The 18,551-nt window shown below is 62.4% G+C and carries 22 protein-coding genes and 2 pseudogenes; 4 read left to right on the plus strand and 20 right to left on the minus strand.

Going from position 1 to position 18,551, the window contains the following annotated elements; all coding sequences use genetic code 11:
• Positions 1–19: 19 nt before the first annotated feature.
• From AMK02_RS13275 to AMK02_RS13340, 15 genes and pseudogenes are all read right to left on the minus strand, one after another.
• The gene (locus AMK02_RS13275) at positions 20–1,195 is read right to left on the minus strand and encodes an efflux RND transporter periplasmic adaptor subunit (protein WP_082929695.1); all 1,176 of its coding nucleotides are present in this window, start codon (positions 1,193–1,195) and stop codon (positions 20–22) included.
• A gap of 413 nt (positions 1,196–1,608) precedes the next feature.
• Positions 1,609–2,616 (minus strand): helix-turn-helix domain-containing protein, encoded by a 1,008-nt coding sequence (locus tag AMK02_RS13280; protein ID WP_064803408.1) that lies wholly within the window; start codon positions 2,614–2,616, stop codon positions 1,609–1,611.
• Positions 2,617–2,760: 144 nt separating this feature from the next.
• A complete protein-coding gene (locus AMK02_RS13285; protein ID WP_064803410.1) occupies positions 2,761–3,342 on the minus strand; it encodes a dienelactone hydrolase family protein in 582 nt (193 codons plus the stop codon).
• Positions 3,343–3,454: 112 nt separating this feature from the next.
• On the minus strand, positions 3,455–3,820 hold the full coding sequence (locus AMK02_RS13290) for a cytochrome C oxidase subunit IV family protein (RefSeq protein WP_064803412.1): 366 nt from the start codon (positions 3,818–3,820) through the stop codon (positions 3,455–3,457).
• 7 nt (positions 3,821–3,827) lie between these two features.
• Positions 3,828–4,547: a heme-copper oxidase subunit III family protein gene (locus tag AMK02_RS13295; RefSeq protein WP_064803414.1), complete on the minus strand. Its 720-nt coding sequence runs from the start codon at positions 4,545–4,547 to the stop codon at positions 3,828–3,830.
• Positions 4,548–4,558: 11 nt separating this feature from the next.
• Complete coding sequence (locus tag AMK02_RS13300; protein ID WP_064803416.1) at positions 4,559–5,272, minus strand: cytochrome c oxidase subunit 3; 714 nt, start codon at positions 5,270–5,272, stop codon at positions 4,559–4,561.
• Positions 5,269–7,047 carry a cytochrome c oxidase subunit I gene (gene ctaD / locus AMK02_RS13305; protein ID WP_064803418.1) on the minus strand — a complete coding sequence of 593 codons (1,779 nt, stop codon included), beginning with the start codon at positions 7,045–7,047 and terminating at the stop codon, positions 5,269–5,271. The genes AMK02_RS13300 and ctaD overlap by 4 nt, the downstream gene beginning before the upstream one ends.
• Positions 7,048–7,115: 68 nt before the next feature.
• Positions 7,116–7,934 (minus strand): cytochrome c oxidase subunit II, encoded by an 819-nt coding sequence (locus AMK02_RS13310; protein WP_064803420.1) that lies wholly within the window; start codon positions 7,932–7,934, stop codon positions 7,116–7,118.
• A gap of 141 nt (positions 7,935–8,075) precedes the next feature.
• A complete protein-coding gene (locus AMK02_RS13315; protein ID WP_189636968.1) occupies positions 8,076–8,465 on the minus strand; it encodes a c-type cytochrome in 390 nt (129 codons plus the stop codon).
• 234 nt (positions 8,466–8,699) lie between these two features.
• Positions 8,700–9,623, minus strand: a complete 924-nt coding sequence (locus tag AMK02_RS13320) for an MYG1 family protein (protein ID WP_064806216.1) — start codon at positions 9,621–9,623, stop codon at positions 8,700–8,702.
• A 156-nt stretch (positions 9,624–9,779) separates the two neighbouring features.
• A complete protein-coding gene (locus AMK02_RS13325; RefSeq protein WP_064803423.1) occupies positions 9,780–10,343 on the minus strand; it encodes a hypothetical protein in 564 nt (187 codons plus the stop codon).
• A gap of 105 nt (positions 10,344–10,448) precedes the next feature.
• On the minus strand, positions 10,449–11,729 hold the full coding sequence (blh, locus tag AMK02_RS13330; protein WP_064803425.1) for a bifunctional sulfur transferase/dioxygenase Blh: 1,281 nt from the start codon (positions 11,727–11,729) through the stop codon (positions 10,449–10,451).
• A gap of 114 nt (positions 11,730–11,843) precedes the next feature.
• Positions 11,844–11,942 (minus strand): annotated as a pseudogene (locus AMK02_RS30110) (DsrE family protein); the annotation flags it as partial.
• Positions 11,943–12,087 (minus strand): annotated as a pseudogene (locus AMK02_RS32140) (cupin domain-containing protein); the annotation flags it as partial.
• A gap of 40 nt (positions 12,088–12,127) precedes the next feature.
• The gene (locus tag AMK02_RS13340; protein WP_064803429.1) at positions 12,128–12,502 is read right to left on the minus strand and encodes a VOC family protein; all 375 of its coding nucleotides are present in this window, start codon (positions 12,500–12,502) and stop codon (positions 12,128–12,130) included.
• Between the two features lie 166 nt (positions 12,503–12,668).
• On the opposite strand from AMK02_RS13340, the gene AMK02_RS13345 reads away from it, so the two are divergent.
• On the plus strand, positions 12,669–13,199 hold the full coding sequence (locus AMK02_RS13345; protein WP_064803431.1) for a 2'-5' RNA ligase family protein: 531 nt from the start codon (positions 12,669–12,671) through the stop codon (positions 13,197–13,199).
• 98 nt (positions 13,200–13,297) lie between these two features.
• Here AMK02_RS13345 and AMK02_RS13350 read toward each other — a convergent pair whose 3' ends face one another.
• A complete protein-coding gene (locus tag AMK02_RS13350; RefSeq protein ID WP_064803433.1) occupies positions 13,298–13,690 on the minus strand; it encodes a hypothetical protein in 393 nt (130 codons plus the stop codon).
• Positions 13,691–13,995: 305 nt separating this feature from the next.
• On the opposite strand from AMK02_RS13350, the gene ftsZ reads away from it, so the two are divergent.
• Complete coding sequence (gene ftsZ / locus AMK02_RS13355) at positions 13,996–15,018, plus strand: cell division protein FtsZ (protein WP_011425876.1); 1,023 nt, start codon at positions 13,996–13,998, stop codon at positions 15,016–15,018.
• Positions 15,019–15,221: 203 nt separating this feature from the next.
• Here ftsZ and AMK02_RS13360 read toward each other — a convergent pair whose 3' ends face one another.
• Positions 15,222–16,046: a helix-turn-helix transcriptional regulator gene (locus tag AMK02_RS13360; protein ID WP_064803435.1), complete on the minus strand. Its 825-nt coding sequence runs from the start codon at positions 16,044–16,046 to the stop codon at positions 15,222–15,224.
• Between the two features lie 90 nt (positions 16,047–16,136).
• Here AMK02_RS13360 and AMK02_RS13365 point away from each other — a divergent pair, with 90 nt between their 5' ends.
• Positions 16,137–17,027, plus strand: a complete 891-nt coding sequence (locus AMK02_RS13365; RefSeq protein WP_064803437.1) for an SDR family oxidoreductase — start codon at positions 16,137–16,139, stop codon at positions 17,025–17,027.
• A 301-nt stretch (positions 17,028–17,328) separates the two neighbouring features.
• On the opposite strand, the gene AMK02_RS13370 is transcribed toward AMK02_RS13365, so the two are convergent.
• The 3 genes from AMK02_RS13370 to AMK02_RS13380 are packed head-to-tail and all read right to left on the minus strand — an operon-like array spanning position 17,329 to position 18,222.
• Positions 17,329–17,538, minus strand: coding sequence for a hypothetical protein (locus AMK02_RS13370; RefSeq protein WP_064803439.1), 210 nt, complete (start codon positions 17,536–17,538; stop codon positions 17,329–17,331).
• Position 17,539: 1 nt separating this feature from the next.
• Positions 17,540–17,740: a hypothetical protein gene (locus AMK02_RS13375; protein ID WP_064803441.1), complete on the minus strand. Its 201-nt coding sequence runs from the start codon at positions 17,738–17,740 to the stop codon at positions 17,540–17,542.
• 56 nt (positions 17,741–17,796) lie between these two features.
• Positions 17,797–18,222 carry a hypothetical protein gene (locus AMK02_RS13380; RefSeq protein WP_064803452.1) on the minus strand — a complete coding sequence of 142 codons (426 nt, stop codon included), beginning with the start codon at positions 18,220–18,222 and terminating at the stop codon, positions 17,797–17,799.
• A 105-nt stretch (positions 18,223–18,327) separates the two neighbouring features.
• On the opposite strand from AMK02_RS13380, the gene AMK02_RS31740 reads away from it, so the two are divergent.
• Complete coding sequence (locus AMK02_RS31740) at positions 18,328–18,501, plus strand: hypothetical protein (protein ID WP_088395674.1); 174 nt, start codon at positions 18,328–18,330, stop codon at positions 18,499–18,501.
• Positions 18,502–18,551: the final 50 nt, after the last annotated feature.

Here is an 18,551-nt window from a genome sequence, read left to right on the forward strand (position 1 = left end):
ATCGCGATCCGATCAGCCCTCATCCTGAGATACGCAGGCCAGCGGCCGGAGCCTTTAGGGACGAGGCCGGGTGATGAGCCTCCTCGCCCACCACCAGCCGAATGCGCGCCGCCATTGCAGGCCGCATGCCCAGTGGCGGCGAAAAGAGCGACAGACGCAACGTCACCGTGCCCTTCTCCTTGGAAATAACCGGCGCAATTTTCGCCACTTCGACCGCGAACGGTTTATCGGGAAAGCCGTCGAGCAACGCCTCTCCTTTGAGACCCGGACGCAGCAGCGCCATATTGACTTCGGCCACATCGGCATCGATGACCAGACTTGCGGTATCGGTGATGGCAAGCAGGCTTTCGTTCTCCCGCACGCTATCCTCGCGGGATAGCACGGTGTCGCCGACATGCGCATCAAGCCGCGTCACGGTGCCGGAAATCGGCGCCCGCACGGTCAGCGCCTCCATCTGCTCGCGCGCCCTGTCGATATCGAGCTTCGCTTTTTCGAGATCCTGCCTTGCCTGTGCCGCGGCATTCCCGGCCGTATCGAAGGCGGTGCGCGCCGCCTCCAGCGCCTCGGCCGACATAGCGTCGCGCCCAGCCAGCCGCTCTGCACGATCCAGCGAAGACCGCGCCTGGACGAGCGCAATATTCCCAGCCTCCAGCGCCAGCTCCGCCGCCCGCCCCGCTATATAAGCGCCTCGGAGCGCGAAGCGTGCACCGGCATCATCAAGCCGAACGAGCACTTGGCCAGCAATGACCGGATCGCCCGCCTCGACCTCGATGGCGACGATCCGCCCCTCATATTTGGAAAAAGCGGTGGCGATGTCGGGCGCCACGACATAACCGGAGCCCGTGATCTCGCGGCTTGGCGTACCCCGGTTCGGTGCGACGATGCCCGGAGTTGGCGTGGCGTCGTCAATCGCCGCGTTCTCAGGCAAAGCCGTGATTGGCAACGCCGCTCCACCAGCCGATAGAACTGCCTCACCGCCCATAAACTTTGTAAGGGTAGCGATCCGCTCCAGCGCATCCGGCCGATAAAGAAGAGCCACCGCCAGCGACACCACCCCCGCAAGGGCCAGCATCGCCGATACTCCCCGCCGCCGGGCTCTCCGCTCCGGCGGCTCAATCTCGAAGACCGTGGGCTCGACCGACAGCGATCTGAGCCTGGCGGCAAGGTGTCGTTCATGTTCCGATGTCGTGTTCATGCCGACAGAATGGCCGCCGGCGAAAAAACCGCGACCTGGAACATCTTTCAGGCATGCCTCGATCGCGATTGTATACGTGGTGGCTGCACTATTGGCGGCCGTGACTGCGCATGCGCGCCTCACCCAACAACTGTATTGCCGTGTGGCACCCCCTCTGCCCTGCCGGGCATCTCCCCCACAAGGGTGGAGATCGGCAAGAGCTTGACCATCGGTCCCTCTCAAACGGCATCGACAATTACAATGCTTTCGTTATTTTTGGGGCTTTAGTTGTTTGAGGAAGCTATCTCGCCCAGCCAATCTCCCCCCTTGTGGGGGAGATGCCCGGTAGGGCAGAGGGGGGTGTCCCACGGCACGCCCGCCACAACAATCGATGGCGAGTCCTACAGAAGAGCAAGCCCGGGGGGCCCCGCACCTCACCTCTTCCTCTGCCGCCAAGTCACCGGCGTCATATCGGTCACGCGCCGGAACTCCCGATTGAAGTTCGACTTCGTCTGGAAGCCGACCTCGAACATCACCTCGGTTACCGATTTTTCGGTGGCGGAAAGCAGGCGGCAGGCCTCGCCGATTCTGTAGTCGTTGACATATTGCGAGACGTTCTTGTCCATCGTCCGGTTGATCGCCGCCGAGATCTGGCGGGCGGGGATTCCGGCCTTGCGGGCGAGCCGTTCGAGATTGAGATTGGCGTCGCGATAGAGCTTTTTTGCCTCCATCAGCGCGTCGACCATCGCGATCGTCTCCTTGTCCTCGCTGGTATCTGACCTCGGCGCTACCTCTGTTATTTCCGGCGGCACCCGGCTGCGGCTGGCGGCTGCCGCAGCAATGCCGAGGATAACGAGGGCGGCGAGATTTCCCACGCTGATCAGCGCCAGCGCCCGCTCGCTATGCGCCGAGATGAAATCGAGGAAGACGAAAGTATCGACAGCGGCCGAGAGACAAAGCGCGGCTGCCGTGAAGATGATTGCCCGATAGGCCGGCACGGCGCCTTCGAAGGGCGCGAGCCGCAACGCGTCCGCCCCCGGGCGCATCAATAGCAGGATCGCCACGGCGTAGCCGACAAAGACGAGCACCAGCGCCACGTCGATCGCGTCCCGCCAGAAGGTTACCAGCAGCAGGATGAGAATAGCGGGCACGGCATGCAGCCCGATCCGCGCAGCAAGCGACCGCCGGCTCGTCCTCACCAGCCTGGAAACCCCGGCATAGGCAAGCGGCGGCACCACTGCTGCAATCACGGGCGCAACCAGCCCCACCCCCTGCACGCCATAGCCCCAACGCAGGCCGGAAAGCGCGGATTGCAGCGCCGAGACCAGGATCAGTGCCAGAAAAGGCAGGTTCGGCGCCACCTCCTCATCGCGCCTGAGAACAGTGGCAAAGAGGATGAGCAGCAGGAGAGCAACGACGAAGGGAAGCGGAATGAAGATCATGGGACTCCAAGATCGGAATGACGAACGGCGCCATCATCACCGAGTCCACCGCCCGGCGCGACCTCCATCATGTTTTAGGACATATCTTATGTGGGAATTTTTGGATTGGCGGCCGCGGGGTTCGAGCGAGCCATGAACGCCGGATCAGACGCGCTCCAGAAACGCAAGCACGCGGGCAGTGAGCAGAGCGGTCGCATCCGCGTCATATGTCGGAAGCGAGCTGTCGGCGAAGTAGTGCTGGTCGCCGGGATAGAGGAAAAGCTCCGCGTCCGCGACCTTCGCTACAATCTCGCGAGCGGCATCGATGTCACCCTCGCCGACGAAGATCGGATCGTTGTCCATGCCATGGATCTGGACCGGAACGCCCTCCGGCCAGGGTCCGAAGGCCCACTCGCCGCTGATCGGCAGGCAGGAATGGAAAAGCAGAGCCCCGCAGGCTCCAGGCCGCGTTTGTGCCAGCTTCTGCGCTGGCAGCACCCCAAATGAGAAGCCGGCATAGACCAGTTCGGGAGGCAGTTCGTCGGCGAGCCGGACGCCATGTTCCCTGATGGCGTCGAATCCGATCTCGCCGATATAAGCGAGACCCTCCTCGATGCGATCGAACGTGCGTCCGTCGAACAGATCGGGCGTGTGGACGATGTGGCCCGCCGCCCTGATGTCGTCTGCGAAGGCACGCACTCCAGGGGTCAACCCTTGTGCGTGATGAAACAGCAAGATCTCAGCCATAAGATGTCTCCCGTCGAGGTGTTGGCCCGCTCGATAAGAAAGTTCAGAGGAGTTCAGACTGGGCCTGCGGCAGTCATCTCAGGCGTCGCGCTCGGCCCCCCGATGACAATATTTAAGGGGCCGCTCCGAAAAAGGCGAGCCGCGTAACGATCGTATATTGCGATTCCGATACCATCAGTGCCACGAAGACCAGCACCAGCACCGGCGGCATCAGGATGGCGTAGACGAGTGCCAGCCGCTCCCAGGCCATATGCATGAAGACCGCGACGATCAGCCCGGCCTTCAGCATCATGAACAGAAGGATCAGCGTCCATCTGAGATAACCCTGAATGCCGAAATAATCGACAAGGTAGGAAAAGGCGCTGAGCACGAAGAGCAAGCCCCAGACGAAGAGATAGAGCCGGATCGGATGCTGCTGTCCAGTGTGTGCTTGTGCATGCACCGTTTGGGTTTGGGCATGCGCCGTTGTCTCGCTCATGACGACCTCACCACAGATAGAAAAACGCGAAGATGAAGACCCAGACCAGGTCGACGAAGTGCCAGTAGAGGCCCATGATCTCGACGGCTTCGTAGCGGCCTTTCCGGCTGGTAAAAAAACCGCGCCGTTCCACGTCGAAATCGCCCCGCCAGACCTTTCGGGCGATGATGAGCAGGAAGATGACGCCGATCGTGACGTGGGTGCCGTGGAAGCCGGTGATCATGAAGAAGGTCGATCCGAACTGGGCTGCCCCCCACGGGTTCTCCCAGGGGCGCACGCCTTCGGTGATCAGCTTCGTCCATTCGAAAGCCTGCATGCTGACGAAGGTTGCGCCAAGAAGTGCCGTCAGCAGCATCAGCATCGCGGTCACCCGGCGGTCGCGCCGATAGCCGAAATTGACCGCCATCGCCATGGTGCCGCTGCTGGAGATCAGCACAAAGGTCATGATCGCGATCAGGATCAGCGGCACATCCTGGCCGCCGATATGCAGCGCGAAGACCTCGCTCGGATTGGGCCAGGCGACGGGCGTCGACATGCGGGCAGTCATATAGGCGATCAGGAAACAGCCGAAGACGAAGGTGTCGCTGAGCAGAAAAATCCACATCATCGCCTTGCCCCAGGAGGCGGTCTTGAAGGCGCGCTGATCCGAGCTGAAATCGGCCGCGACCCCGCGAAGGCCCGCGGGCCTGAGGTCTGCCTCGCCGTGTGTCTGGACAGAGTGTGCCATCTGCAAATCCCCTAGCTTATCAACGTGCGGCAGAGATCGACGAAATCATTCGCCCAGCCGGCAAAGAGCGCGAAGAGCAAAAGCCAGACGGCGAGCATGAAATGCGAATAGATGGCCGAAAGGTCGACGCTGAGCCGCAGTCTCTCCGGCGCGACATCGGCTGCGAACGCCTTGACCGTCGTATGCGCGAGGACGGCAAGCCCGCCCAAAATATGCAGCCCGTGCAGGCCGGTGAGCATATAGAAGAAGCTGTTGGCGGGATTGTCGGCCAGTACGTAGCCGGCCACCGTCAGTTCCCGCCATGCCTGGATCTGCCCGGCGAGAAAGAAGACGGCAAGCGCAAGTCCTGTCGCAAGCGCCGGCCGCAGGCTTTCTATACGGCCATGCTGTGCTTCACGTTTGGCCCATTGCAGCGCGGCGCTGCTCAAGGCCAGTGCCGCGGTGTTCACCCAGAGCAGCCGCGGAACCGGCATCCCCCACCAGTCCGCCGATGCCGCGCGCATGAAATAGGCGCTGACGGCAAGGCTGAAGACGGCGCCGACGACGCCGAGAAACACGAAGAGGCCAATTTTCACCGCAGGCACGGGCGGCCGGTCTACACCATGATGGTCCGGCAGCTGCACCGAGCCGGTTTCCAGCCAGGGCTTCGAGGTCAGCCGCTGCCCGGCCAGCCACCAGATCATGATGGCGGCGATGGCGGCGAGGAAGATCAGCACGACGCTCATGCCGGGACCTCTCGCGTCACGCCGTCGCTTGCCGGCACATTCTGCGGAATGAAATCTTCGGCCGCCCCGGGCACGCTATAATCATAGGCCCAGCGGTAGACGACGGGCAGATCCCTGCCCCAGTTACCGTGTGGGGGCGGCGTCTGCGGCGTCTGCCATTCGAGCGTCGTCGCCCGCCAAGGATTGCCGCCTGCCTCCCTGCCCCGGAAAAGGCTCCAGACCAGATTGAACAGGAAGACCATCTGCCCGGCCCCGACCACGAGCGCCATGACGGTGATGAAGATATTCAGCGTGTGGGCCGACGGTGGCACGAAGGCCGTTTCTCCCATCTCGAAGTACCGGCGCGGCACACCGAGCAGGCCGAGATAATGCATCGGAAAGAAGATCGCATAGGTGCCGAGGAAGGTGATCCAGAAGTGGATATGGCCGAGTGTCTCGTCCAGCAGGCGTCCCGTCACCTTCGGATACCAGTGATAGATCGCCCCGAAGATAACAAGGATCGGCGCAACCCCCATGACCATGTGAAAATGCGCGACGACGAACATCGTATCCGACAGCGGCACGTCGACGACGACATTGCCGAGGAAGAGGCCGGTCAGGCCGCCGTTGACGAAGGTGACGATGAAGGCGAGCGCAAAGAGCATCGGCAGCGTCAGATGGATATCGCCGCGCCACAGCGTCAGCACCCAGTTGTAGACTTTGATCGCCGTCGGGATGGCGATGATCAGCGTCGTGGTGGCGAAGAAGAAGCCGAAGGCCGGGTGCATGCCGCTGACATACATGTGGTGCGCCCAGACGACGAAACTCAAGCCCCCGATGATGACGATCGCCCAGACCATCATCCGGTAGCCGAAGATGTTCTTACGCGCGTGCGTGCTGATCAGATCCGAGACGATGCCGAAGGCCGGCAGCGCGACGATATAGACCTCCGGATGCCCGAAGAACCAGAACAGATGCTGGAACAGGATCGGGCTGCCGCCACCATGCTGCAGCTGCGTGCCCATCTCGACGATCGCGGGCATGAAAAAGCTGGTGCCGAGCACGCGGTCGAACAGCATCATGACACAGGCGACGAAGAGGGCCGGAAAGGCCAAGAGTGCCATGACGGTCGCGGTGAAGATGCCCCAGACGGTGAGCGGCATCCGCATCAGCGTCATGCCGCGGGCGCGGCCCTGCAGCACTGTCACCACATAGTTCAGGCCGCCCATGGTGAAGCCGATGATGAAGACGATAAGCGAGGTGAGCATCAGCAGGATACCCCAGTCCTTGCCCCCTGGTGTGCCTGACAAAACGGATTGCGGCGGATAAAGCGTCCAGCCGGCCCCTGTCGGGCCGCCGGGCGCGAAAAAGCCGGCGACGAGGATCAGCACCGCAAGCAGATAGATCCAGTAGCTCAGCATGTTTGCATAGGGAAACACCATGTCGCGGGCGCCGACCATCAGCGGAATGAGGTAATTGCCGAAGCCGCCGAGGAAGAGCGCGGTGAGCAGATAGATCACCATGATCATGCCGTGCATGGTGATAAACTGATAATAGTGATCGGCATCGATGAAGGCGAAATAGCCGGGAAAGGCGAGCTGAATGCGCATTAGCCAGGAGAGCACCAGCGCCACCAGGCCGATCGAGATGGCGGTCAGCGAATATTGGACGGCAATGATCTTGGCGTCCTGGCTGAACACATATTTAGTCCACCAGCTGTGCGGATGATAAAGCTCGACATCCTCGACTTCGGCGGTCGGGATGACACCTGCGCTGCCGGACGGAATCTCGACCATGATATCTCCTCCTATACCCGCCGGTTGGTTAAACCGGCCCTGCGGCCTCCGGCCGTCTTCCGGCCAGTTCAGTTCGCCGGCGGCGGCTCTCCCGATGACGCCGTCAGCTGGGTGAATGTCTGCTGCTGCCCGAGCCAGGTCTGATAGTCCGCGTCGCTGTCGACAATGACGGTGCCGCGCATCTGCGGATGACCGACGCCGCAAAGTTCCGCACAGAGGATCTCGAACGTGCCCGTGCGCGTCGGTGTCAGCCAGAAATAGGTGACCATGCCTGGGATCATATCCATCTTGGCGCGGAACTCCGGCACGTAGAAATCATGGAGCACATCGACGGAGCGCAGCAATATGTGCACGGGCTTGCCGATCGGCAGATGAAGCTCGCCGCCTTCGACGATGATGTCATCGAGGCCGTTTGCATCATTTTTGTCGAGGCCCAGCGGATTGTCGGAAGTGACGTCACGCGTCTCGGCACGGCCGAGCTTTCCGTCCGCACCCGGCAGGCGGAAGCTCCACAGCCACTGCTGACTGACTACTTCGACGGATGCGGCATCGGCGGGTACTGTGATGAACTGGTTCCAGACGATCAGGCCGGGCGCCAGCATCGCCGCGACGCCAACCGCCGTTCCCGAGGCCAGAAGCAATTCCAGCCTGCGATTTTCAGGTTCATAATGCGCTCGATTGCCCGGTCTGTGGCGGAAGCGGAAGACGCAATAGGCCATGAAGGAAACCACCGCCACGAAGACGATGCCGGTGATCCAGAAGGTGATGACGAGCGTGTTGTCGATATAGCTCCAGTTGGACGCGATCGGCGTCCACCACCATGGGCTCAGCACATGGAACAGCACGGAGCCAACGACAACCAAGACGAGAACCAGCACAACAGCCATTTCCGCCCCTCCTGGACCGACCGACCGTGAAACCGCACTCCAAACGCGTCGGGTTTATTATCGCACAAATAGAAAATGTCGGCAATTACGGCGATTTAGGCATGCGCCGCCGCCGGCAACCGGTCATTTGGAGTATTGCCTTCATTGGGAATATTGTTTGAGATAGGCGATGAGATTGGTGATCTCCTGGTCATCCTTCACTCCTGCGAAGGCCATCTTGGTGCCCTTCACCTTGGCTTTCGGATTGTGCAGATAGTCGCGCAACGTCGCCTCGTCCCAGACGAGACCACCCTCGCCGGCCGCCTTCATCGCCGCAGAATAAGCAAAATCAGGATGCGTTCCGGCCGTCCGGCCGAACAGCTTGTTCAGTGACGGCCCCACCTTGTTCGTATCGGACTCGGCGACATGACAGGTGGCACATTTCTTGAAAACGGTGGCGCCGGCCGTCGCATCCCCCTCCTGCGCTCCAGCGTCGAAAGGGAAAAGGGCAATGACGGATGCGGCGATCAGCAGAATAACACGGTAATCCACGGCAAACCCCATCCTCCTCAAGGTCGCCAGCCACTCTCACCCTCGGCCATCATTCGCGCGGTGGTGGTGGTTGCCATGGATTAAAGTTAGTCCTTTGCGGATGCAAGTCAATCGCTTCCACGATTGCTGCCACCTGGGCGCAAACCGATAGCCTGCGGCCCCGACACCAATACCGGATCCGAAACCCGGCCGGCATACGGTGATCTGCTGGAGAATGGCGCCGCGCCATCCAACTTATACTCCGATCGAAAGCGCCTCTTGCACCGCCAATTCGGCCATGGCAAGCGCCGCGTCGCGGGTTTTGGCGGCAGCGATGAAGCGGCCGTTATGGCAGAAGCTCGCGCCCTCGACGCCGCAGACCGCCTCCAACTCACTATTGGTAAGGCCGGCCCAGGCTGCCGGCAGATCGGCCCGGAGCTCGAACCCGTCGTCGCCACGACGAATGCCGGTCACGCACCAATCCTTTTCGCGCGGGTGAACGACGAACAGCAGGTGATCGGCGCCGGCCTTGACGATGGCGGGACGGAAGGGCATCCCTCGCGGCAATTCCAGAATGCGCCCCTGCCCAGCAGCCTCGATCGCCCGATACACGATCGCCTCGGCCCGCAGTTTTGCGGCCCTCTGGGCGATCCCGGCATCGATGAAACTGCGGGCAATGGCCAGCGCCGCATGGAAGGCACGATCGTCAGCCTCGGGTTCCTCCGCATCGAATACCGGTTTCAGGGTCTCGAGCAGCGCCGGCAGCGTCAGGCCAGCCAAAGGCCCCGAGGGGCTGAGCGCGCCATTGTCGGTCAGGTCGATCGGCAGCACGAAACCGGTGTCGAAAGCCGTGTGCAGGGCCTCGACATGATGATCGAGAAGACCGGCAGCTGCGAGGTATTCGCGGCCATAATGTTTCCAGATCAGGCCGAACGAGCTGTAGGGCTGGCCATCGTCGCGCAGCGGCGCGCCGCGCTGATGATGATCGAATATGCCGGCGGCAGGATCATAGGCTCCTCCGACATCATAGATGATCCGGTCCGGGGCTGGTGTGATCCATTCCGGCGCCCGGCTGCGGATCAGACGCGCCTGCGGGAAAAGCCGCGTCAGAATGACGCTCGACAGCAGCTCGTCGGCATGGAAACCACCGGAATGGGTAACGAGGAAATCGGGGCTCATCGAAGCTATGCGCCTTGTGGTTTGGCGGAGAATCCGCTTGCGGGTCTGAACGAGATAGCCGTTGCCGGCCGCTATCTCAACCCGCCTTCGGCGCATTCTGCATAGTGTCGGAAGGTGACCGGGCAGCTTTGAAACGATATGTGTGGAGGCAAAGGCCTAAGGCAGCGCCGGTCCCGGCTGTGCTGCAACGAGCGCGCGGCCCGCCGCTGCGCCGATGTGCAGGCAGATCAGCCCGATCACGGCGAGAGAATTGATCAAAAGAACCTCGGCGACGACGGCTGCCGAGAACGCGCCATCGCCGGACGGAAGCACTACCGTCGCTGCAAAGAGCACGGCTTCATACGCAACGAACCCGGTAATAAAGGCGCCGGCCATGGTGGCGGCAAGGCTGGCCTTACGGCGAACCGCGCCGAGAGATGCCACAAGCGATGCAAATGCGGCGATACCGATCGTCAGCCCCCAGGCAAAGCTGTCGAAGGTCTGGGGATAGTCGAGTATGAGATATCCGACCGTCTGGTTGGCAAGCCAGGCGAGCAGCACCGCCATTATCGCCATCTTCCGGGGAAGAACGACCGCCGAGACTGCCGCCAGGGCAACGAAAGGCGTGACGCAGGCAAAAAACAGGCTGAGAGCGACGCTGGCGCCAGCAATGACCGTGACCCAGGCGACGGCGAAACCGGGAGATGCCGGCCGCAAAGGAAGCTGCTTTCGTTCGAGCATGTCTAAACTCCGTTCGACCGGACGCATACATTCCGGGAAATCATAGGCCAGTCCGGGAAAAAGGCCAACGAGTTCATGACGGCCGTCGCCACCTCGCCGCCTCCGTCACAAGGCATCCAGCGGGATCTTCAGATACCGGCGGCCGTTCTCCTCTGGTTCCGGCAGCCGGCCGCCGCGGATGTTGACCTGCAGCGCATGCAGCATCAGCTTCGGCTTGGGCAGCGTACGGTCGCGCGCTTGACGCAACGCCACGAAGCCGGCCTCGTCCATGCCTGCAATATGCGGATTGGCGCGCTTTTGAGCTGCGACCGTGCTTTCCCAGCGCGGGTGACGACCGCCGGGCTGGTAATCGTGGCCGGAAAAGAGGCGGGTCTCCTCGGGCAGCGACAGGATCGCCTGGATCGAGTGCCAGAGGGCGGCCGCACTGCCGCCCGGAAAATCCGCGCGCGCAGTCCCCGAATCCGGCGTGAACATCGTATCGTGCACGAAGGCGGCGTCGCCGACCACATAGGTCACCGATGCCAGCGTATGGCCGGGCGAAAACATCACACGGGCGGTAAGACCGCCGATTTCAAACGTGTCGCCGTCGGCAAACAGCCGGTCCCACTGCGAGCCGTCGGTCGCGAGTGCCGGCCAGTTATAGATCTCTTTCCAAAGCCTCTGCACATCGGTGACATGGACGCCGATCGCCGTCGGCGCGCCAGTCCTTTCGTTGAGATAATGGGCGGCGGAGAAGTGATCGGCATGCGGATGCGTGTCGAGGATCCACTCGACCATCATCCGCTCGCTCTCGATGTAGGCAAGGATGGCATCGGCGTTCACCGTTCCCGTCGCGCCCGACATCTCGTCGAAATCGAGCACCGGATCGATGATGGCACAGCGTTTCGTCACCGGATCTGAAACCACATATTGCACGCTGCAGGTGCGGGGCTCGAAAAAGGCCCTCACCTGAAGCCGCCGGCTTGCCGCTTTTTCGAGCCAGCGGCGTGCGCCGGCAAGATCGAAGCCGAGGCCTTCGCCGAAGGTCTGGACATCCGCCGGCTTCATCCGCCCGTCGAGCACCTCGCCCAGCGCATAGAGCGTCAATGCCCGCGTGCCGCTCTTGCAATGGGCGAAGACCGGTCCCTTCGCCTCAGCCATGGCCGCCTGAAAGGCGCGGATATCGGCCTCGGTAATCTCATTGCCGTTCACCGGCACGAAACTGTAGGAAAGTCCGGCGGCGGCAGCGGAAATCTTTTCTGCAGCATTGCCTGGCTGGCCCGCCTCCTCGCCGTCGGGCCTGGCGTTGATGACGGCGGCGAAGCCCTCCTTGGCGAAATCGGCAAAATCGGCTGGATCGGGCTGCCCCGCCACCGATAGCCGCTCATTGACCCTCACGGGCATCATCGAAGCCTCCGCGCCGCCCTGATCACGCAGTATCGCACGTATAGCGGTACAATCTCACAAGTATATTGCCGAGCGCAAGAATAGAGGCGCCTGCTCTCGCGCTCGCCCGGCCCTTCAAAACGACAGCGTCGCCGCCCCTTGCTTGATCTCCGCATGCATGGCACTGGCGCCGACGATGACGACGCCGTCGAGAAGATCGTCATGCGCGTAACCTCCCGGCGGCGTGAAGGTTTCCACAGGCCGAATGCGCCACCGGTCTCGACGGCCGTGGCATGGATGACGATTCTCGCGCCGAACGGCGTCTTCGCAATCCGCTCCCCGCCAGCCAAGAAACGACGGCATTTTTGAACTCGATTATCTACCTACCCCTACGGCGACATCTGATGAGGCTGACGTCCTTACGCCCGTGGTTCGTTGATCATTGCCTCGATATTGTATCCATCGGGATCGAGGACGAAGCAGGCATAATAGTTTCCGGCGTATTCCGGTTTCGGACTGGGCGCGCCGTTATCCCGCGCTCCGGCCAGAAGGGCCGCCTGATAAAAGGCCGCGACCTCCGTCCTGTCTCGCACCCGGAAAGCGACGTGCAGACGCGTGAGCGGCGGCTGGTCGTCGGTGCGCTGGATCTCGAAGAGGCTGCCACCGACGTCGAAGGCCCAGAACACGCCCTCCTTGCCGAAGGCGCGGCGATAGCCAAGGGGTTCAAGAGCGCTTTCGTAGAATGCCTTGCTCTTCTCGAGGTCACTCACAGCGATGGTGATGTGATCGATCATCTCATCTCTCCCATTCCGTTCCTGTCATGATTGATGCTCTCCCTTCGAGCCTCTCACGCGCATCTCCCGATGGCAATGCGAACCGGCCGCAATCAGTCCTTGCTGCCGCTCGACATCGAATGTTCCGTCGGTTTATGGTCTGCAAGAAGGGACCGGATATGCGCTAATGCCTTACGCGATCAGCCTCAAATGTCTGAACGACACCGCCTCGCCGGTTTTCAAGCTCTGGGATGAAGCCGCAACATTCGAAGAGACGGCCTCGATGCGGGCTTTGAACTACCCGCCTCATATCACCCTCGCCGTTTATCAGGAGATTGCGGTCGACCGGTTGGCAGAGGCAGCCGAGCGTGTTTTCCGCATCCCCCCTGCCGTAACGTTAAGTTTTTCAGGGATCGGTTACTTTGAGAACGAATTCCTGGTCTTATGGGCGCGGCCGAACCACGACGAGCGCCTCTTCCAGCTGCATGCGGCGCTTCACTGGGAAATCGATCCCGTCCACTGTCACGAGCACTATCGGCCGCGCAATTGGGTGCCGCATTGCACGATCGCCACCAAAATCCCGAAGGCAAAATCGCAGGCGGCGATCAACTGGGCGAATCGGAACCGGATGAAATTCCGGGTGACTCTCGATGCCGCAGACTGCGTGAGATTTCCGCCCGTCGAGGTCCTGAGCGAAATCGGACTGGCGTCGCAATGATCGTGGACAGTGCCGGCGCTTTGGCGAAGCCCGCGCCTCTCAAAAGAACGCGGGCAGGGATGGGTCATAACGCGTTTGCCGAGCGCGGCTGCGTGAAGTCAATCCCGGCCCTGCAGGCGATCCATCACCTGGAGCAACAGATCGGCGCAAACCTTCGTCGGTTCGTCCTCAGCGCATTTCAGGTCGATCCGGGTATTTCCATCCTCGATCTGAAAACGGGCCGCCTTGGACAGCGGCGGCAGGCGATGATCGCGGTAACCACGGAAGCCCATGTCGCCTCTCGAGCCGTGCCACCGGTAGTCGGGGCGGTCTCGGGACTGCTCATCCGGCCCGTGACGCATCATCCTCTCATCATCAGGCGCAGGCGGGGGTGGCGATGCAGGCTCGTTCGCTGCGGGTGGCTCGCCGGCGGGTGGGGCGGGCGGTTGTTGGGCGCAGACGGTGGTGGCCGATGCTGCAAGGGCAAGACCGGATAGCAAGAGTCTTTGCATGGGATGTTCCTTTCAGAGAAGACGCATGCCTTAAACACCGCGGCGCGGCTTTAGTTCACGCCCCGTAGGCGCTTGTGATCGAAATCAGCAGCGCGGCTACGTTTGACGCCGTGCTGCGAGAGGAAGCGCCATGCGCTTGCCCACCGCTTCGAATTTGCCGACGCAGAGCTGACCAGAACTTCGTGCCGCTCAGGGCGCCAGCGCTTCTTTCGCCTCGCCTCTGCCTTGTTGCGCGACTATGCTCAACGCCGATTCGCTGTCCGCTGACGAGGGCGTGCGGAAACGAGATATCGAAGGAGAAGACGATGACGGACGCCAAGAGCGGCATTACCGGGCTGCGGCCGCAAATCACCGTGGTGGGCGTCGGCGGCGGCGGCGGCAATGCGATCAACAATATGATCGCGGAGAAACTGGCAGGCGTCGAATTCGTCGCCGCCAACACCGATGCCCAGGTTCTTGCCACCTCCAAGGCATCGCGCCGCATCCAGCTCGGCGCGAATGTGACGGAGGGCCTCGGCGCCGGTTCCCTGCCGGAAATCGGACATGCGGCGGCAGAAGAATCGCTCGACGAGATCATGGATCACCTAGCAGGATCACACATGTGTTTCGTCACCGCCGGCATGGGCGGAGGAACGGGCACGGGCGCAGCCCCTGTTATCGCACGCGCCGCACGGTCGGCCGGCATCCTGACCGTTGGCGTCGTCACCAAGCCGTTTACGTTCGAAGGAAATCGCCGCATGCGGACGGCGGAGGCTGGCATCGAGGCGCTTCGTCAGGCTGCCGATACCGTTATCGTCATTCCCAATCAGAATCTCTTCCGCATCGCCGATGCGAAAACCACCTTCGCCGATGCCTTCATGACGGCCGACCGCGTGCTCTTTGCCGGCGTCGGCTGCATCACCGATCTCATCGTGAAGGAAGGTCTGATCAATCTTGATTTCGCCGACGTGAAGTCGGTCATGCAGGGCATGGGCCGCGCCATGATGGGCACCGGTGAAGCCGCCGGCGAAAGCCGGGCGATGAAGGCGGCGGAAGCGGCAATCGCAAACCCGCTTCTGGACGATATCTCGATGAAGGGCGCCAAAGGCGTGCTGATCTCGATCTCCGGCGGCTCGGATATGACCCTGTTCGAAGTGGACGAAGCGGCAAGCCGCATTCGCGACGAAGTGCAGGACGACGCCGATATCGTCGTCGGCGCGATTTTCGACCGCAGCCTCGACGGCAAATTCCGCGTCTCGGTGGTGGCAACCGGCCTGGAAGGAAACGCTCTATCCGCGTCCCCTTCTCACGCGCCCGCCGAACCGATTCAGACGCGCACGCTGCAGTAATACGGTCGCTGTTACCACGGCTCGCTCATGGCGGGGCTGCCGGATAAACGTTGCCCTGCCAGTGGGGAATGGGCGGGGCAACGTCGGTACTCGGCCTGTGAAGGCCAATGGCACGAAGAGCATGCCCAAGGCGGCTAATAGGTGAAAAATTCCCGATAGCGGTGAACCAATTTAGCTGGCTGGTAAATAACGCGGATAACCCGTCACCCCAGCAAACTCCTGATCCTCGCCGCATCCTCCGCCGTCGCCGGATTATACACCACCATGCTGAGATCCGGCCGGCCGTCTACCTGAAAGGCCGAATATTCGAAAGAGAGCAGCCCGAGCACTGGGTGCTTGATGTGCTTGGCGCCCTCGCCGTGGGTCCGCACGTCGTTGTCGCGCCACATGGCCAGGAATTCCGGGCTCTTGCGGCAGAGTTCGTTGACCAGCGGCTCCACCTCGGCGGCGGCACCGGCGCGCGCCGCATCCACCCGGAAGGCGGCGACGACGAAGCGGGCTACGCTTTCCCAGTCATATTGGGCGGCGCGCACACGCGGATCGAGGAAAATGAAGCGCAGTACGTTGCGCTCTTCGGGCGGCAGCGCGCCGTAATCGGTGAGCAGCACGGTCGCCGCCCGGTTCCAGGCGACGACATCCCAGATCGCGGTGCGGATCAGCGCCGGGCATGGATCGAGCGCGTCGAGCACGCCCTGCAGCCGCGGCGTGACGCCTTCGTCCTTGCGATAGCGCACCTCCGGCGGGCGGCCGAGACCGATGAGGAAGAGGTGTTCGCGTTCGATATCGGTCAGGATCAGCGCCCGCGAGATCCGGTCGAGCACATCAGCGGACGGCGCGCCGCCGCGGCCCTGCTCCAGCCAGGTGTACCAGGTCGGGCTGATATTGGCGCGGCTCGCCACCTCCTCGCGACGCAGCCCCGGCGTGCGGCGGCGCTCGCCGGCAAACCCAAGGGCGGCGGGATCAAGCCTGGCGCGTCGGTCCTTGAGGTAAGCGCCCAGCCGGTTCTCGGAGGTGACGAATTCGCTCATCCTGTTAGGCATTATACCATGATAAGGTCACTACTTTACCATGATAGCAGCCTGCCCGATATCTGTCCCGTCAAATCAGGAGAGATCGACATGCGCGTATTCGTCACCGGAGCTACCGGCTGGGTCGGCTCGGCCGTCGTCAAGGAGTTGATCGCCGCCGGCCATCAGGTTCTCGGCCTCGCTCGTTCGGACAAGGGAGCGGCCGAATTGGCGGCCGCCGGCGCCGAGGTTCAGCGCGGCACGCTCGACGACCTGGAGGGTTTGAAGCGCGGTGCAGCCGAGGCTGACGGCGTCATCCACACGGCATTCAACCATGATTTCTCGAATTTCGCCGAGAATTGCGCCGCCGACCGGCGCGCCATCGAGGCGCTCGGCGAAGCCCTCCGCGGCTCCAACCGACCGCTACTGGTCACTGCGGGACTCGGCCATGCGCCGGGCCGCATCGGCACGGAGAAGGACCCGCCGATGCCGACGACGCACACCTATCCCCGCGCCTCCGAAATCACTGCGGTGTCGCTTGTGGCCCGCGGCGTGCGCGCCTCCACCGTCCGGCTGCCGCCATCCGTGCACGGCCATGGCGATCACGGCTTCGTGCCGATCCTCATCGAGACGGCCCGGCAGAAAGGCGTCTCCGCCTTTATAGGCGACGGGGGCAACCGCTGGCCGGCCGTGCACCGGCGCGATGCGGCCCGCGTCTACCGCCTGGCGCTGGAGCGCGGCGCCGTGGGCGGTCCCTTCCTGGCGGTCGCAGAAGAGGGCGTACGGTTCCGGGAGATTGCCGAACTCATCGGCCGGCGGCTCAACGTGCCGGCCGTCTCGCTGTCGCGGGAAGAGGCGGCGGAGCATTTCGGATGGTTCGCCATGTTTGCCGGCTTCGACGTGCCGACCTCCAGCGCTCACACCCGCGCCCTTCTCGGCTGGCAGCCGACGGAGGCCGGTCTGCTTGCCGATATCGACCACCCGGCCTATTTCGGTGGGTAGCTTAAGCCTGAGGGGGAGAGATATCGCGCCAACGCTCACGAGAGCTTCATCCTGAAGTGACCCGAAGAGGCCCCGATGGACGGGCGGGTGGGCTGGCGGTGGATGGATGCAAGAAGCAATGTTGAAGCGCGTCCTCCTTCCGCCTACGCACCTCAGGATAGGGAGCCGTGGAGAACGCCGCACCGGTAGGAGGCGCTGGGGACACCACGTCAAATGAGGCGGCATTGGCGGGCGCCGCGCCATCCAAGTGAGCCTCAGCCTGAGGTACCCCGCAGGGGCCTCGAAGGACGCGGCGGGCGCCTCAGCGCATCCGCCCCTCATTCATATCGGCGGGATCGTAGTTGATGTCCCAGTCCTTCTCGGGCTTCTTCTTGCCGGGCGGGTGCTTGTTCACCGTGGCGTCCTCGGAGCCGGTGATCACGGTCGGCTTGGCGCTCGCCACACCGCTGGCTTTGCGGTCGGCCCGGGATTTGGCGAACTGGCCGGCCGCGTCTTTTTCGGGATTGGCCATGTCATTCGCCTTTCTGCTTCATCGCGTCGGAAATGTCGTTCATTTCGGGATCGCGATTGTTTTCGCCATTGGCGTCGCGGTTTTTGTCTGGATCGTCCTTGGCTTTGAGATAACCGCGCGGCCTATTGCCCTTCGGTCCTTCCCAGCGGGGGGACTGGTCGGTCGTGCCGGGGGCTCCGTCCTTGGGTGTCGTCATGCCCATCTTCGTTTCTCCTTGTTGAGTAGGGAAAACCGGAAAGATGGCGAAGTGTTCCGGTATTACCGGATCGAGGCGAGCGTGGCGCAACAGAACGCGAGGAAGGTGACCGCGGCATTGGCGGCATGCGAATACTCCCACTGGCGGCGCAGGCTCTCCCAATGTTCCGGCTGCACGGTCCAGTTCTTCGTCGCCGCATTGGCCGGCCGGGTGAAGATCATAAAGATGAGGAGGTTGACCACGATCAGCACGGCGGCAGCGATCGACAGCACCATGGCCGCTCCATCGGCTCTGAGGGCCGCGGCGTTGCCGATATTCGCGAGAAAAGCGAGCGGCAGCATGAGGCCGACGATCCACCATCCGGCATAGGCCCGCTGAGCGATAAAATAATCCGCCTTCCCCATGCCGATCTTGTTTGGGAGCGAGAGAAGGTGGGCGGCAGGCGCCAAGACCGCTAAGCCCGTGATGATGACGGCAAGGAATCTCATGTCTGAGGAACCGACAGCCGGACGAAGGGTTCCCCGAAAATATGGAACCGTGTCGGCTCCCATCGGTTGGTGAAAGGTCGTAAACCTTAAAAAAAGGAGCCGAACATGAGCAAGACCAACGTTCGTGAACTTCAAAAACGCGCCGAACAGCAGGTCAGGAACACCAGCGCCGGCGGCCACCTCGGCGGCACCTATTTCGGCCAGCAACCAGACGGAAAAACAGCGTCTGACACCACCAACGACAGCGCCAAGGCAAGGCCGAACGATGGGCGTAATTGAGGCGGGACGCCTTTCCTATCGCGTTTGCGGTGATGGGATAATTGCGAAAG

This window comes from Rhizobium sp. N731, from assembly GCF_001664145.1.
GTDB classification, from domain to species: Bacteria; Pseudomonadota; Alphaproteobacteria; order Rhizobiales; family Rhizobiaceae; genus Rhizobium; species Rhizobium esperanzae.

Excerpts from the sequence above, each read along its gene's own strand:
- AMK02_RS13365 (WP_064803437.1), top strand. The coding sequence starts at position 16,137 with ATGCGCGTATTCGTCACCGGAGCTACCGGCTGGGTCGGCTCGGCCGTC.
- AMK02_RS13340 (WP_064803429.1), bottom strand. The coding sequence starts at position 12,502 with ATGATCGATCACATCACCATCGCTGTGAGTGACCTCGAGAAGAGCAAG.
- AMK02_RS13360 (WP_064803435.1), bottom strand. The coding sequence starts at position 16,046 with ATGAGCGAATTCGTCACCTCCGAGAACCGGCTGGGCGCTTACCTCAAG.
- AMK02_RS31740 (WP_088395674.1), top strand. The coding sequence starts at position 18,328 with ATGAGCAAGACCAACGTTCGTGAACTTCAAAAACGCGCCGAACAGCAG.
- AMK02_RS13290 (WP_064803412.1), bottom strand. The coding sequence starts at position 3,820 with ATGAGCGAGACAACGGCGCATGCCCAAACCCAAACGGTGCATGCACAA.
- ctaD (WP_064803418.1), bottom strand. The coding sequence starts at position 7,047 with ATGGTCGAGATTCCGTCCGGCAGCGCAGGTGTCATCCCGACCGCCGAA.
- AMK02_RS13375 (WP_064803441.1), bottom strand. The coding sequence starts at position 17,740 with ATGGGCATGACGACACCCAAGGACGGAGCCCCCGGCACGACCGACCAG.
- AMK02_RS13295 (WP_064803414.1), bottom strand. The coding sequence starts at position 4,547 with ATGGCACACTCTGTCCAGACACACGGCGAGGCAGACCTCAGGCCCGCG.
- AMK02_RS13370 (WP_064803439.1), bottom strand. The coding sequence starts at position 17,538 with ATGGCCAATCCCGAAAAAGACGCGGCCGGCCAGTTCGCCAAATCCCGG.
- AMK02_RS13310 (WP_064803420.1), bottom strand. The coding sequence starts at position 7,934 with ATGGCTGTTGTGCTGGTTCTCGTCTTGGTTGTCGTTGGCTCCGTGCTG.
- AMK02_RS13320 (WP_064806216.1), bottom strand. The coding sequence starts at position 9,623 with ATGAGCCCCGATTTCCTCGTTACCCATTCCGGTGGTTTCCATGCCGAC.
- AMK02_RS13275 (WP_082929695.1), bottom strand. The coding sequence starts at position 1,195 with ATGAACACGACATCGGAACATGAACGACACCTTGCCGCCAGGCTCAGA.
- AMK02_RS13325 (WP_064803423.1), bottom strand. The coding sequence starts at position 10,343 with ATGCTCGAACGAAAGCAGCTTCCTTTGCGGCCGGCATCTCCCGGTTTC.
- AMK02_RS13380 (WP_064803452.1), bottom strand. The coding sequence starts at position 18,222 with ATGAGATTCCTTGCCGTCATCATCACGGGCTTAGCGGTCTTGGCGCCT.
- AMK02_RS13280 (WP_064803408.1), bottom strand. The coding sequence starts at position 2,616 with ATGATCTTCATTCCGCTTCCCTTCGTCGTTGCTCTCCTGCTGCTCATC.
- AMK02_RS13285 (WP_064803410.1), bottom strand. The coding sequence starts at position 3,342 with ATGGCTGAGATCTTGCTGTTTCATCACGCACAAGGGTTGACCCCTGGA.
- AMK02_RS13300 (WP_064803416.1), bottom strand. The coding sequence starts at position 5,272 with ATGAGCGTCGTGCTGATCTTCCTCGCCGCCATCGCCGCCATCATGATC.
- ftsZ (WP_011425876.1), top strand. The coding sequence starts at position 13,996 with ATGACGGACGCCAAGAGCGGCATTACCGGGCTGCGGCCGCAAATCACC.
- AMK02_RS13350 (WP_064803433.1), bottom strand. The coding sequence starts at position 13,690 with ATGCAAAGACTCTTGCTATCCGGTCTTGCCCTTGCAGCATCGGCCACC.
- AMK02_RS13345 (WP_064803431.1), top strand. The coding sequence starts at position 12,669 with ATGCCTTACGCGATCAGCCTCAAATGTCTGAACGACACCGCCTCGCCG.
- blh (WP_064803425.1), bottom strand. The coding sequence starts at position 11,729 with ATGATGCCCGTGAGGGTCAATGAGCGGCTATCGGTGGCGGGGCAGCCC.